The organism is Lacimicrobium sp. SS2-24, from assembly GCF_002201535.1.
In the GTDB taxonomy this organism is placed as follows: domain Bacteria; phylum Pseudomonadota; class Gammaproteobacteria; order Enterobacterales; family Alteromonadaceae; genus Lacimicrobium.
Genome location: NZ_NIWW01000003.1, coordinates 39,529 through 52,984, shown reverse-complemented (window position 1 = coordinate 52,984; position 13,456 = coordinate 39,529). Strand labels below are relative to the sequence as shown.

Genomic DNA, 13,456 nt, shown 5'->3' with positions numbered 1-13,456 from the left:
AAAAAAACAATAAATCTAAGCAACATTTGTCATCCGGTTGGTGTTGTGTTGATTGAGTCAGACCGGCGTTGCCATAGGGTGGCAAGCCTGCTTCACACAATGCCCAGATAACAGTATAGAACACTGAACAAAAAGGGCGAATATTCATAGGCTTACTTAATGTTCCTCGGCTTAGGTATGAGGGCATTTGAACCCGTATGAGCAGTGCGATTTATTTAAGGCGGATTTTTGCACAGACTAATGTCGGTGGGTCTTTCATCGCTTCGATTTTTCGCCCTTTCCACGCATAGCCGGCAGGCCAGGTGGCGACAGGATGGGCGCACAGAAGGGACAGACATGCTCCGGTAAACGCGGTGGGCAGTACACGATCGCATTCATCTTTCTGTGTCAGAGAGTTCGCCCCGTTTTTTACGTTGTTTGACAAGGAATATCGCCAATGGAAATAGATTTCTGGTTTGATTTCTCCAGCCCCTATTGCTATCCCGCAGCGCTGGAACTGGAACAGCAAGCGCAGCGTCATCAGGTCACCATTAACTGGTATGCCTGTGTGCTGGGTACTTCACATAAAGCCCGCACTGGGACAGCGCCGCTGGCTCAACCGGAAGCGCCCGAGCAGGCTTACACCTGGCTGGATATGAAGCGGGTGTGTGGTGAATATGGCTTGTCCTTTTATCCTCCTTCACGGCATTGGCAAGGGGTCAGGCTGGCAACACGAATCGCCTGCTGGTACCGTGACAGTGACTGGATAACGGATTTTATTCACAGTGTTTTTGCGGCAGGTTACGCTCAGGATCGCAATATTGCCGATGAGAAAGTGCTGGCTGATTGCATCGCGCTGGCCGGGCAGGACCCGCTGGTGGTGATGGATCAGGCAAACAGTATGGAAGCCAGGGCAAGGTTACATTTACAGAACCAGCAGGCTATCCGCGCCGGTGTCTTCGAAGCCCCTTTTTTCCATGTCCAACAGGAACCCTTCGCCGGTTTGCACCGTTTGTCGATGGCCGTAGCGCGGGCAGGCGAGTTGTCACGACGGTATTCCGTGGCCTGATTGCAAGGCTTAGCGCTCTGATGCATCAGGTGCCGGTGCACACAAGCTGGCCTTCTTGCTGCTGAGGCCGCCATTTTGCAGACTGCGCGTCAGAATTCCGGTGCGGCCTGATGCTTAAGCAGAGTAATCGCCAGTTTGACGAAGTCTGAGGAAGTGATAATGCCTTGCAGGGCACCTCGTTCGTCAACCACCGGTAAGCAACCATGTTTATGGGCCAGAAAATATTCCGCCATGTCCAGCAGCGGATGCTCGGGTCCGATGGTATCGCAATCTGCAATGGCAACCTCCTGTATCGGCACAGCTTTCTCCTGCTCGGGCAGTTCCTCCTCGCCATAAATTCTCGCCAATCTCATGACTTTGGAGATCAGGGCTTTTTGCGTCACCACACTGCGCAGCTTGCCCGTTTCACTGTCCACGACCGGAATATGGCGGATACCATATTCACGGCTCATGTTGTGGGCATCCTGCAAGGTGGCCGTTTCGCTTAAAGTGTGTAAATCAGTGGTCATGATATCTTTAACCTGCACGGACATTCTCCTTCTTGAATGAGTGTCACTTAGACTAGCTTACAGTTGTAAATCTGCCATTGTGCTGGATCAAAAAGGCGTCGCTTTTCAGCCCAGCGATGCAGAGCAAAAACCCATAAAATTTCTCTGGCTCCCTTTATTTTGCAGAGCAGAAAAGTGGGAAAGCGATACAGCGCAAATTAACACTTGTCTTTTTGAGGGGTTTGCTACACTAACAATTAATTAACATCTGCAATGTGAGTTTACTATGATCTATCGAGTTGCTTTGCTATTCACCAGTCTGATGTTGTTCAGTGTCATAGGATCGGCAAATACCGATCAAGGCAGTAGTGACATGCAAAAACCCCTGCCCCCATTAACCCTGCTAACCGAAAACTTTGCCCCTTTTAATTATGTTGAACAGGAACAGGTAAAAGGGTTCACCGTCGATGTGGTGGAGCAAATACTGGCGGCAACAGGATCGGCGCAAAGCCGGGCCGACATGCAGGTGTTGCCCTGGGCCAGTGCCTATCAACAAGGTTTATTACGGCCCGATACCATGCTCTTTACGCTGATCCACACCGAGCACCGGGACCCGCTATTTCGATGGATTGGGCCTTTGGTTCCGACCCGGGTGGTGGTGATTGCGAAGCGCAATATGGAGTTTTCTGCAGAGTCGGTGGAGGACTTGTCCGGACTGGTGATCGGTACGGTCGGCCAGGACGTGGGTGAGCAATTACTGATTGAAAGCGGCTTTTCTGTCCGTAACATTGTCAGTGAGGATTCACCGAAAACCATTGTTGAGATGCTAAAGCGTAATCATCTCAACGCCATTGCCTACGATGATATTTCTGCCTTCTGGTACCTGGACCATATCGGTGAAGATTTAAATAAGTATGAAATCATTTATACGTTACAGGAGTCACATCAGTACATTGGATTAAGTCGTGCCACGCCCAAATGGGTGGAAGATCGTCTCCAGGACGCCCTGAACCAGCTCAAGTACTCAGAAAAATATCGGCAGCTGATCAGCCAATATCCGGTTATTGAGCACGCGCTCTATCCGAATAACTAAGTATGTCATCAGTGACAGGCCCACCATTTTGGTGGGCCTCTTTTTTTTAGTGCAGTTTAAGTTTGGGTCTTACCGCGTGATTAATTTTTTCTGCCAGAATCAGTAGCAGTCCTTTGCGCCAGCCATGAATCGCCAGTTGGTGCATACGATATAACGACATATAAACAAAACGGGCAACACGTCCCTCGATAAACATGCTGTTACGGCTGAGGTTACCCATCAGGCTGCCCACGGTGCTATATCGGCTGAGATTTACCAGCGAGCCATGATCGCTGTATTGAAATGACTTCAGCGCCTTTCCTTTAATTTGATTGATGATGTTGGTCGCTGCCACCGATGCCATCTGATGAGCCGACTGAGCTCTGGGTGGTACCCAACTGCCATCCTTCTGCTCGAATCCGCAGCTGTCACCAATCACGTAAATATGTTCAAAGCCTTTGGCCCGGAGATCGGGCTCCACTTCAATCTGTTGCATACGATTGACTGAAAAAAGCCCCATTTCTTTAATCTTGTCTGTGACTTTGACACCGGCGGCCCACACCATCATATCGGCTTCGATCAGCGTCGATTCAGAAGTTTCAAAACCCTGCTTTGTGGCAGCTTTGACTTTAGTATTTTCCAGTACCTCAACACCCAGGCTTTGCAGTTCCTGACGGGCCGCATTGGCAATTTTTTCGGGCAGGGCGGGCAGTATGCGCTTGCCCGCCTCGAGCAGGTGGACTTTGAGTTTGCCCGAACTCATACGAGACATGCCATAGCGCTCTGCAAGGGTCGCAACATGATGCAGCTCTGCGGAGAGCTCCACACCGGTTGCCCCGCCGCCAACGATGGCGATATTTAGCGTTCTGTCGTTGTCCTGTTGGTTGATCCTGACAAAGCTATTGATCAATGCCTTATGAAAGCGCACGGCCTGAGGTACTGAGTCGAGAAAGTAACAGTGATCGCTGACACCTGGCGTGCCAAAGTCATTTGAGACACTGCCGATGGCCAGAACCAGAGTGTCATAATGGAGTTGTCGCTCTGGAACCAGGATCTCACCCTGATCATCAAAGATTGTGGCTAATGTCAGCGTTTTTTCTTTCGCATTGAGATCCGTAAACTCTCCATGTTGGAAGTGGTAGCCTTGCTTGGCACCATGCGCCGAATAGATCACGCTGTCCATATCAGAGTCAAGTGAACCACTGGCTACCTCGTGTAACAGCGGCTTCCAGATATGTCGTGTACGTTTATCGACCAATGTGATTTTGGCTATTTTCTTTTTGCCGAGTTTGTTACCCAGCTTGGTGGCCAGCTCTAATCCTCCGGCGCCTCCTCCGACAATAACGATGTGTTGCATAAATGCTCCGATTTTTTAAGTAAAAAACGGGTCTGCGCGCCTTTATTCATAGTTTGTTAGTGGCGTTATTAATTATCGCAATATCACCATCATACGCCGCTGGGAAAAGAAATAAGAGGGGAATATTCTAATGCTTAGGTTAGGAAAACTAATCGGTAAGGAGTGATGGCACGAGACCATTTTCACTCAAGCAGTCGTGGTTGAAATATGAGCCATGGCAATGGTGCAAGGCCCCTACAGGGTGAAAACAAAATACTGCAAGGGCAGGTATATCTGAAAGTCACCAAGCACTGTCTGGTGCTACTGGTGCATCTGGCTTGTTTCATCAGTATGAGAAAGTGGACCTGAGTGTTGCCCCTCAGGCCCTATCCGCAGGCGTCTTATTCAGCTTCCATAATGGCAGCGATTTCCTGCTCCATAACCCGGGTTGCCTGTTGTCTGGCTATCTCAAGGAAGGGTGAACCCTGTGACCAGACCGCTTCAGCGGCGTCCTGATTACGTTTGAACTTATTTTCTGCATCTTTGAGTGCCACGATCATTTGTTCATTGGTCATCAATATGCTCCTTTTTACGCTTTAATAGCAGTCTAGCAGACCAAAATCCGGCTAACATCGCGTTTATTCCCGGATGCTCACCTTGCTGCCATTTTTAAGTGCAGGTCCGGGGTAGAGGATCACCTGTTCTCCGGCCGTCAGTCCAGCGGTAACCTGAGCCCGCATACCATTATTATGGCCCAGCACAACAGGTTTAAGTGCGACTCTGCCCTTGTCGACGGTAAATACTGCCCATTCAGACTGGTGCCTGAACAGGGCACTGGAAGGCAGACTCAGCACATCGTCCTGTGACCAGATGACAATCTGGCACTCCACCCGGTACCCGTGACCCAGGGCATGTTCCCTGGCGTTTTGGTTAAACGCTATGATGGCATTGACCCGCTGCTCTTCCACCCCCAAAGCAGAATATTTTGTGAAGCCCCAGGGCTCAATTCGTTTGACCGTCCCTGTTAGTGTCTCTGTCCCTCCCCAGTTTTCAATCAGGACGGCATCGCCTTTACTCACGCGCACGGCATCACTGGAGAGCAGCTCGACAATGATTTCTAGATCATGCTCAGTGTCACCAATTTCCATGATGGGTGCCCCCGCGCTGACGGTGGTCTCACTTTTTTGCAGAATTTGCAGTACTTTTCCGGATTCCGGTGCGCGAATTTCGATGATATTGGTATCTGTGGGTGGGGTTGTAGCCGTGGTGGCGTCCCTGATGTCAATCAGTCGGGCTCTGGCGGCATCCAGCTCTGCTTCGCGAACAGCCAATGCTGCACGGGCGGTATCCAGGGCCGCGGCAGCCGAGCGTGCCGTGCTCTGAGCAATATCCTTGTCTGCCTCATTACTCATACCACTGGCGAACAGTGATTGGGTCCGGGACAGTTGTTTATCTGCCAGGTCTTTGTCTGTCTGGGCCCGACTCAGGTCGGCCTTAGCCATACGCAAGGCCGCCTGTGCAGAAGCAACCGCGGCCAGGGCCTGTTCTCGGCTACGAATATCTAACAATGCAGGGCTGAGGGGTAAGAGCCTGGCGACCACGGTTTCGCCTTTTTTGACCGTATCGCCGGGTTCCTGTTCAACTCTCAATAAGCGGCCCGCCACCGGCGCGGCAATGACGTAAGCATCTTTGACCCGGGTCCGGCCTTCTTCGACAACAGTGACTTGCATGGGCTGACGCATCACTTCCGCCACCTCAACACGAATAGCCCTGGGCCACAGTGCATAAATAAACACCATCACCAGCAGTATCAGCACGCTGCTGCTTATCCAAAATCGTGATCCCTTAAGTGGCATGCCTTACTCCCTGATCTTCAGTGACGAAACTAAATCGAGGCGGTGAATATCCCGCATCACCAACATGGCACAAGTGCAGGTCGCCACAATAACGGCAATGCCTGCAATAGCATGATTGGCGGGTTGAAAAGAAACCGGTATCTGATACAGGTCGGTATCAAAGCCCATGGCAATCAAATAGGATAAATAATGCCCGATAACCGCCCCGATGGGCAATGCCAGCAAGGTGATCAGTGCAATCTCCCCCAGCAGGATGAAGCTGGTCTCGGCCCGTGTCAGACCTATGACCCTGAGGCTCGCCAGCTCCCGCGTGCGTTCCGAGAAAGCGATTCTTGCGGTGTTATAGATGATCCCGAAGGTGATGAGTGCTGCGATACTAATCATGATAAAGCGCATCGCGCCGGCACCACTGTCCATGACTTTGGCCAGGGCGGCACGGCTGTCTGCACTGAGACTGACCCCGGCAACCACCGGCATAGATTTTAATTTTTCATACAGTGTGGCACTGACCGCCGGGTCAATTTTCAGGTACGCAGAAGAGACGCGCAAGGGCTGTCCCATCAGACGGTTTAAACTGCTTCGCTGCATAAATGCCGGTGAGCCCAGCAGGGTATTGGCGAGCGCGACCACCGGCACGTCCAGGGTAGGGCGTTGCCCTTCTTGTACCTCAACCTGAATGTACTCTCCGGTTTTCACAGCAAGGGTCTTGGCCAAAGAATGGGAGAGCACGATGCCTTCACTGGGCAGGTAAATCGGCTGTTGTTGTGAATTCAGCGCTCGGTACAGTTCAGATACCTCCGGAAGCGCTGTAATGGCGCCACGATAGTGATGACGGCCATGTACAAACTTTACCGGCACCTCTCTGACGCCTTCTACCTGATGCACGCCGGGCATTCCCTGCAAGGCGTAAAGCGTGGAGACGGACAGCGGTTCAATAAAACTGACCGTCACATCACTTCGGTTAATGTTATCGAAACTGAGATCCAGAGTGCGGTCAAATGCTGTCATCACGCTCAACATGGCAACGGATAATGCCATGCCCAAAGAGATGCCCATGATCGATAGCATTAACCGCAGCGGCTGGCGAAATGCCGAGCGCAGTACCATGCGGGTGGGTTGATCAAGCCAGCGTCTGAGGCGGGTACCAAATGTCAGACTCTTGCTGTAGTCCGTGGGAGAGGGGGGACTCATGGCGATGGCCGGCGTCAGCCTGAGGATGCGTTGCATGACCAGTGCACAACCGACAGCGGCGGCCAGCATACTCACCACAAATCCTTTCACCAGACTGAAGGGCTCGATGGCAAAGACCAGAAAGGGAAATTTATAATACTGCTGGTAAAAGCCACTGAGCGAGCGCCCGGCCATGACCCCTGCAATGCAGCCAATAAGAGCGCCAATGATGGCGATGATCATGACGAACTTCAGGTAATGCAGTGCTACCACCATATCTGAGTAGCCAAAGGCCTTGAGTAAGCCTATCTGAGAGCGCTGTGCCTGAACCATTCTGGCCGCGACAATATTCAGCAAAAACGCCGCCACCGCCAGAAAAAGCGGCGGTACAATTTTGCTGGACATGATCAGACCATTGATTTCTTCGCTGATAAAGCGATTGGAGATATGTTCATCCCGGCCATAGGCTCCCAGCCCACCATACTTCGCCAACAGCTGATCCAGCCTGCTGATAAAGGCCTGCTGATTGCTGCCGGGAGCGAGCTTAACCAGCACTTCGTTGACCGCTCCGTCCATATCATAAGCCGCTTCGAGCGCTTTCTGGTTCATCCAGATGACCGCAAAACGACCGTCATCCGGCACCAGCTCTCCCGGTGCCGTGGTGTATAAAAACTCCGGTGCCTGAGCCAGCCCGACAATCTTCAGGCGTCGCTTTACACCATGAATGGTGGTTGCGAGGGTGTCTCCCGGCGTCAGCCCGTGAGCCCTGGCAAAGCCTTCAAGCAGCAGAATTTCTTCCTGGTGGGAGGGGGAGAGCAGACGCCCTTCTGCCAGAAAAACATGGTTGAGTCTGGGCTCTCCAAACTCGGGTAAAGAGATTGCCCTGGCGTGAATAGGTGCGCTGATCTGTGGTAAGTCGATCCGTGCACCGCCATTCACCCTGCCCTGAACCGCCGATACTTGTGGCAGTGTGCTGATACGGTGAAGTATCTGCTGTGGCGCCCGCTTGAGCGGGGCAAAGACATCTGCCAATCGGTAACGCTGATAATAGTCGTCGCGGGTATCAGAAAGTGATGAAATCAGGCCTTCCATCATAATCAACATCATCACGCCAAATGCCACCACCATAGCAATGGCAAAAGCCTGCCCCTTAATCTGCCACAGGTCTCTGACGGTTTTGCGATGGAGTACTGAGGTCATGGTTTACCACTCGATGGTGTCGGCATTTTGTACCTGAGTATTGTGGGTTATCTTACTGATATCTCCATCACTGAAGTGGATCACCATGTCAGCCATGGCCGCAGTGGCTACAGCATGAGTGACGATGAGAACGGTGGTGCCCAGTTGGCGGTTAATATCCTGCAGTACTTTGAGTACGGCTCTGCCGGTTACGCTATCAAGAGCGCCAGTAGGCTCGTCACAGAACAGCAATTTGGGCTTCTTGGCGATGGCCCGGGCAATGGCAACCCGCTGTTGCTCGCCCCCGGACAGCTGCGCAGGAAAATGATCCAGACGCTGCTGTAGTCCCACCATCTGCAGGGCCTCTTCCGCTGGCATAGGGTTCTGTGCAATTTCTGTGACTAACTCAACATTTTCACGGGCGGTCAGGTTGGGCATCAAGTTATAAAACTGGAAAACAAAGCCCACATGCTTTCGCCGGTATTGGGTCAGCTCATCGTCATCCATTTGTGTCAGGTTTTGTTCAAAAAACCAGGCATCCCCGCTGCTGGCGCTATCCAGGCCGCCGAGGATGTTCAGCAGTGTAGACTTACCACTGCCAGAGGGGCCCAGCAGCACGGCCAGTTGGCCCGCCGGAATGTTCAGGTTGACGCCGCGCAGCGCATACACCGCACTGGCTCCTTGTCCATATACCTTGCTCAGCGAGCGTGTTCGAAAGGCCGTGGTAGAGTCGTCGTTATTCACTGTGATGGTGAGCAAAAAGTCGATTTGCTCACCAGCATACAAGGTTCCCTGCTTTTTCGCAGCCTGTCGAAACAGAGATTTAGGCTGCGTTTTTCTTTTTACTCGCGGGTTTGGCGTATTCCAATGCGGTTTGCAGAAGCAGGTTGGCGCCGGTTTCAATATCCTGCCAATGGGTCCACTCATCGGGAGAGTGACTGATACCGCCTACACTGGGCACAAAGATCATGCCGGTGGGGGTCACTTTCGCCATATACTGGGCATCATGACCGGCGCCACTGGGCATCACTTCATAATCCAGCCCCATTTTTTCTGCCTGTTTGGAGAAGCTTTTTACAACCTTATCAGACATCGCCTGAGGTTCGAGCCAGCTCATTTGTTCAAACTCAAACATCAGGTTGTGTTTACGTGCGATGGTTGAAAGCACCCGTCGGCAGGAATCCGCCAGATTACGCATAATTTGCGGGTCGGTGTCTCTGCCCACGAGAGTAAACTCCGCCTCACCGGGTACGGTATGCGCATAACCCGGTTTTAGCTCCACTTTGCCTACGGTAAGACGGCTCTTATCCGACCCGTCCTCATCAATAATACGCGGAATCTCGTGCGCAAAGTCGGCCAGGCCCATAAAGGCATCACTGCGCATATCCATAGGGGCTGTGCCGGCGTGATTCGCCTCACCAATCAGCCGCACAATCCATTTATACACACCGGATATGGCTTCGACGACACCAATGGGTTTCTTTATTCGCTCCAGCACGGGTCCCTGCTCAATGTGCAGTTCCAGGAAGGCTTCAAAATGCTTGGGTTCGACCCGTGCATCGAGCGCTTCAAAGGCTTTCAGACCGGCCCGCTCCATCTCATCTTTTAACAGAACATGATTAGGGTCATGGGCGTTTTCCAGCCATTGTGGGTTGAGTTCGCCGACAATGGCCTGTACCCCCATCATGCCACCGAAGCGGCCCTCTTCCTCAGCAAAGGCATAGACCTCTAGCGGAAACTGGCATTGCAGACCCGAATCGCGGATAACCCGCATGCACTCAAGGCCTGCCAAAACACCCAGGGTACCGTCAAACATGCCGCCAGCGGGGACTGAATCAATATGCGAGCCAATTGCAATCACCGGCCCTTTGGCATCGGCATTCATACTGCCGATGACATTGCCGGCTTTGTCCATGCGGGCACTGAAGCCCTCATCATTGAACTTTTTGATTAACCATCGGCGCGCTTCCATGTCGGCCTCGCTGAAGCCGAGTCGAAACACGCCTTTGGTCTCTGGGTCATAGCCGATATGAGAGAGTTCCAGCAAATCATTCTGTAAGCGTGACAGTTGTATGGATAAATCCTGTTGCATCTTGCCTCCTGGTCAAATTCTGGACGGTGAGGTACTGCTGCGGTTGTCGCCCTTGGTGAGTTCGGTATAGTGTAATATCAATGTTAGCATGTTATGAGAAACCATCAGGTTAGATGTTAATCCAAGGTAACGCATCTTTATCTGAATAGGATCATGTACTTAACAGAGGAGCACAGCATGGATAGGATCCTGAAGCTGGCTTTAGTGTTAGTGTTTTTGATGGCTTTTCCGGCCCTCGCAGTGCAGCAGATTGAATCCCGGGAAGGGTATTTTGTTCTGGAATTTAATCAATTGGCTCAGGATTACGATGGTCTTGAGGTGGTAGAGCTGAAAGGGCAGGCGCAAGTCGCCGACTTTGAGAATGCCCAGCGCTTTGATATTAGCGGACAGCAACAGGCCACTCTGTCAGGTTTTGCGGACGGGCATTATCAGGCCAGAGTCACCGATAGTAGCGGTGCTAAATCCCCTAAGCTCATTGCCGAAATTGACGTCAGGCATCGCTCGCTGACCCAGGCATTGACGCTTTTTGCCGTCGGCTTGGGCGCATTCCTGTTGTTAGCAGGATTGCTGTTTAGCTTTAACCGCAAGGAGGCGAATGATGCTTGAAGCGCAACTCGACTGGGGCCTGGCGATTGCCATCCTGATAGGTTTTGGTGTGCTTTGGGTCGCATTTGGCTGGTATCTGGGGCGAGATAATCGAAGTATCGATGACTATGCTCTGGCCGGCCGCAATGTTGGTTTCGCCTTTGCCACCGCCACAGCCATGGCCACCTGGATCACCAGTAATACGACTCTGGTTGCCCCTCAGCTTGCTTATCAATTTGGGATCTGGGGCATGGTGGGCTATAGCATGGCGGCGTTAGGACTGATTTTGTTTGCGCCCATGGCCCAACGTATCAAGTCGCTGATGCCGCACGGTTTTACCAGCGGCGATTTTATTCGCACTCGCTATGGTAAGTCGGCCTGGGCGATGTTTATGGTCATTTCTGTGTTTTACGCCATGGGCTGGTTGGTGAGCCTGGGAATGGCCGGCGGGATTTTACTCTCTTCTCTCAGTGATCTGGATTATCACACCGGCATGTCAGCGATTCTCATCATCTGCGTGCTGTATACCTTGCTTGGCGGGTTGAAAGCCGTTATTGCCACCGACTTTGTGCAATCCATTCTGATACTGACGGGGGTGGTCATTATCGCCTGGGTCTGTATTGATAAGGTGGGTATTGACCAGATCCACTCGCAAGTCAGTGATTTCCAGCCGGAATTACTCAACCTCGCTTTTCCTGCAGCAATCATGTTTCTGTTCAATAACATCTTTTTTGGTATTGGTGAGATCTTCCACTCCAACGTCTGGTGGTCCCGGGCCTTTGCTTTTAAAACCGGTGTCGGCAAACGCGCCTTTTTGCTCGGTGGCCTGTTATGGCTTCCAATTCCTATTGTTACCGGCTTTGTGGCGCTGGCCGCGCTCTCCCTGGGCATTATTCCTCCCAGTGCCGATATGGTGGGGCCGCTGGTGGCCGCCAAATTGCTTGGCAGCATCGGTGCCATCTTCGTCTTTATTGTGGTCTTTTCTGCCCTGGCCTCCAGCATGGACTCCTTGCTGGCTGCGACTTCAGATCTGATCACCCAGGATGGGTATAAACGTCTCATCAATCCCAGGGCGGACAGCGACAAACTGCTTAAGGTCAGTAAGCGCGTGGTCATCGGGCTGGGTGTACTCACCTGGCTACTGTGTCTTCCCAAAGTGGCTACGCTGGGCGCTTTACTCAATTTTACCGGTGCCTTTGTTGCGTCGGCGATCTTTCCTATTGTTTTCGGACTATATCAACCCAGGCTGACAGGAAACTTTGCAACCGCGGCCATGGCGCTGGGCACAGTGACCGGTCTGGTGCTTTACTTTGTTATTGGTTTTTATGTGGCGGCGATCAGCGCCTGCCTGATGTCTCTGGCCATTTGTCTGCTCGGTCTGTGGCTTGCTCCGGGCAAGTTTGACTGGCAGACCTTTAAGGAGCCTGACAATGTACCTGAGTGAAACAATGTTAACCCTACTGGTGTTAGTGGCATGCGCAGGCGCAGCACTGGCTCCGATCATTTTATTATTGCTGTATAAGCGCGACCTGAAGGATAAGTCGTTATGGTAGATCCCAAGATTGAACAGGTAGTCCAGTTCGAACGAACCCGCCCCGATGTGCGGGGTGATGCGCATCCAAAGAAGTTGCTGCGGGCCATTGAAGAAGATGGTGACCATTTGGCCAAGCTTTCCGATCAGCACATTTTTTCTTCAGACCAATTCGACCGGGATACCTTACTGCAGTTATTTCGTCTGGCGGCAAAATACGAGGCCAATCCGGGACGTTTCAGCACCTCCCTTAACGGACAGATCCTGATCTCGGCGTTTTATGAACCCAGCACCCGCACCCGTCTGTCGTTTGAGAGTGCCTGGCACCGCTTAGGCGGCGATATCATGTCGATTACCGATCGTTCCACCACCGGGATAGCCAAAGGCGAATCACTGGGCGATGTGGCCGAGATGTTTAATAACTACGGTGATTGTGTGGTGTTGCGTGACTCTCAGGAAGGCTCTGTACGTGAGATGATGAACGCCCTGCGTATTCCCATTATTAATGCGGGTAATGGTATTGACGAGCACCCCACCCAGGCTCTGGCAGATCTGTATACGATCTTTAAATGGCGTCCGGACCTGGTCACCGATGAGCCAGGTAAACCCCTTAATTTTTGTCTGGTGGGCTTGCCCTCAAAGATGCGCACCGTGCGCAGTTTGCTGAAGCTTTTCTGTGATTTCCCGGAAGTTTTTGCATCGGTCACTATCGTTAACGATTGCGATAGCGAAGACATGTTTGCGCCCGGACAGCTGGAGCAATTGCAGGAAGCCGGCCTGACCATACATACCGCTAATGATCTGGACAGTGTCCTGCCTAAAGCCGATGTGGTGTATATCAATGCCATATCCTGGGAAGGCAATTCGTTTAAGGAGTACGGCAAAGTCTTTCACATTGATGCCGACTCACCCCTTAAAGAGGACGCCATTGTACTTCACCCGCTGGCACGGGGAGAGGAATTGTGCACCAGTCTGGATGGCACCAGCCACAACTGGTATTTCTCTCAGGCCAGAGGCGCGGTGTTTCTGAGAATGGCACTGTTGACCTGTCTGGTGCAGCGCGCCGAACGGGTACTGGATGTGATTTAGAGGCGTTGGC

Annotated in this window: 12 protein-coding genes; 5 read left to right on the top strand and 7 right to left on the bottom strand. The window is 52.1% G+C overall.

Translation table 11 applies throughout. The annotated features are described in order from the left end of the window. Positions 1 to 436 precede the first annotated feature (436 nt). Positions 437 to 1,048 carry a 2-hydroxychromene-2-carboxylate isomerase gene (locus tag CCY32_RS06290; RefSeq protein ID WP_088329762.1) on the top strand — a complete coding sequence of 204 codons (612 nt, stop codon included), beginning with the start codon at positions 437 to 439 and terminating at the stop codon, positions 1,046 to 1,048. A gap of 89 nt (positions 1,049 to 1,137) precedes the next feature. Here CCY32_RS06290 and CCY32_RS06285 read toward each other — a convergent pair whose 3' ends face one another. Further along, positions 1,138 to 1,575 (bottom strand): CBS domain-containing protein, encoded by a 438-nt coding sequence (locus CCY32_RS06285; RefSeq protein ID WP_210401693.1) that lies wholly within the window; start codon positions 1,573 to 1,575, stop codon positions 1,138 to 1,140. 247 nt (positions 1,576 to 1,822) lie between these two features. Here CCY32_RS06285 and CCY32_RS06280 point away from each other — a divergent pair, with 247 nt between their 5' ends. Continuing rightward, on the top strand, positions 1,823 to 2,629 hold the full coding sequence (locus CCY32_RS06280; RefSeq protein ID WP_088329760.1) for a transporter substrate-binding domain-containing protein: 807 nt from the start codon (positions 1,823 to 1,825) through the stop codon (positions 2,627 to 2,629). 46 nt (positions 2,630 to 2,675) lie between these two features. On the opposite strand, the gene CCY32_RS06275 is transcribed toward CCY32_RS06280, so the two are convergent. The 6 genes from CCY32_RS06275 to CCY32_RS06255 all read right to left on the bottom strand — a co-directional run bounded on the left by CCY32_RS06275 (position 2,676) and on the right by CCY32_RS06255 (position 10,241). After that, the gene (locus tag CCY32_RS06275; protein ID WP_088329759.1) at positions 2,676 to 3,965 is read right to left on the bottom strand and encodes an NAD(P)/FAD-dependent oxidoreductase; all 1,290 of its coding nucleotides are present in this window, start codon (positions 3,963 to 3,965) and stop codon (positions 2,676 to 2,678) included. A gap of 380 nt (positions 3,966 to 4,345) precedes the next feature. Then, positions 4,346 to 4,519: a hypothetical protein gene (locus CCY32_RS17185; RefSeq protein WP_168171441.1), complete on the bottom strand. Its 174-nt coding sequence runs from the start codon at positions 4,517 to 4,519 to the stop codon at positions 4,346 to 4,348. 63 nt (positions 4,520 to 4,582) lie between these two features. Continuing rightward, positions 4,583 to 5,800 carry an HlyD family efflux transporter periplasmic adaptor subunit gene (locus tag CCY32_RS06270; RefSeq protein WP_088329758.1) on the bottom strand — a complete coding sequence of 406 codons (1,218 nt, stop codon included), beginning with the start codon at positions 5,798 to 5,800 and terminating at the stop codon, positions 4,583 to 4,585. 3 nt (positions 5,801 to 5,803) lie between these two features. After that, positions 5,804 to 8,170 carry an ABC transporter permease gene (locus CCY32_RS06265; protein ID WP_088329757.1) on the bottom strand — a complete coding sequence of 789 codons (2,367 nt, stop codon included), beginning with the start codon at positions 8,168 to 8,170 and terminating at the stop codon, positions 5,804 to 5,806. A 3-nt stretch (positions 8,171 to 8,173) separates the two neighbouring features. Next, positions 8,174 to 8,935 carry an ABC transporter ATP-binding protein gene (locus CCY32_RS06260; protein ID WP_246840545.1) on the bottom strand — a complete coding sequence of 254 codons (762 nt, stop codon included), beginning with the start codon at positions 8,933 to 8,935 and terminating at the stop codon, positions 8,174 to 8,176. A gap of 37 nt (positions 8,936 to 8,972) precedes the next feature. After that, the gene (locus tag CCY32_RS06255) at positions 8,973 to 10,241 is read right to left on the bottom strand and encodes a Zn-dependent hydrolase (RefSeq protein ID WP_088329755.1); all 1,269 of its coding nucleotides are present in this window, start codon (positions 10,239 to 10,241) and stop codon (positions 8,973 to 8,975) included. Between the two features lie 177 nt (positions 10,242 to 10,418). Between CCY32_RS06255 and CCY32_RS06250 the strand changes: the two genes are divergently transcribed. From CCY32_RS06250 to CCY32_RS06240, 3 genes are all read left to right on the top strand, one after another. Continuing rightward, positions 10,419 to 10,847 (top strand): hypothetical protein, encoded by a 429-nt coding sequence (locus CCY32_RS06250; RefSeq protein ID WP_088329754.1) that lies wholly within the window; start codon positions 10,419 to 10,421, stop codon positions 10,845 to 10,847. Continuing rightward, positions 10,837 to 12,270, top strand: a complete 1,434-nt coding sequence (locus CCY32_RS06245) for a sodium:solute symporter family protein (RefSeq protein WP_246840544.1) — start codon at positions 10,837 to 10,839, stop codon at positions 12,268 to 12,270. The genes CCY32_RS06250 and CCY32_RS06245 overlap by 11 nt, the downstream gene beginning before the upstream one ends. Before the next feature lie 102 nt (positions 12,271 to 12,372). After that, complete coding sequence (locus tag CCY32_RS06240; protein ID WP_088329752.1) at positions 12,373 to 13,446, top strand: aspartate carbamoyltransferase; 1,074 nt, start codon at positions 12,373 to 12,375, stop codon at positions 13,444 to 13,446. The last annotated feature ends 10 nt before the right edge of the window (positions 13,447 to 13,456 follow it).

Bases quoted from the DNA above. Each gene is read 5' to 3' on its own strand.
- CCY32_RS06270 (WP_088329758.1), bottom strand. From the start codon at position 5,800: ATGCCACTTAAGGGATCACGATTTTGGATAAGCAGCAGCGTGCTGATA.
- CCY32_RS06240 (WP_088329752.1), top strand. From the start codon at position 12,373: ATGGTAGATCCCAAGATTGAACAGGTAGTCCAGTTCGAACGAACCCGC.
- CCY32_RS06255 (WP_088329755.1), bottom strand. From the start codon at position 10,241: ATGCAACAGGATTTATCCATACAACTGTCACGCTTACAGAATGATTTG.
- CCY32_RS06250 (WP_088329754.1), top strand. From the start codon at position 10,419: ATGGATAGGATCCTGAAGCTGGCTTTAGTGTTAGTGTTTTTGATGGCT.
- CCY32_RS06265 (WP_088329757.1), bottom strand. From the start codon at position 8,170: ATGACCTCAGTACTCCATCGCAAAACCGTCAGAGACCTGTGGCAGATT.
- CCY32_RS06290 (WP_088329762.1), top strand. From the start codon at position 437: ATGGAAATAGATTTCTGGTTTGATTTCTCCAGCCCCTATTGCTATCCC.
- CCY32_RS06280 (WP_088329760.1), top strand. From the start codon at position 1,823: ATGATCTATCGAGTTGCTTTGCTATTCACCAGTCTGATGTTGTTCAGT.
- CCY32_RS06275 (WP_088329759.1), bottom strand. From the start codon at position 3,965: ATGCAACACATCGTTATTGTCGGAGGAGGCGCCGGAGGATTAGAGCTG.
- CCY32_RS06245 (WP_246840544.1), top strand. From the start codon at position 10,837: ATGATGCTTGAAGCGCAACTCGACTGGGGCCTGGCGATTGCCATCCTG.
- CCY32_RS17185 (WP_168171441.1), bottom strand. From the start codon at position 4,519: ATGACCAATGAACAAATGATCGTGGCACTCAAAGATGCAGAAAATAAG.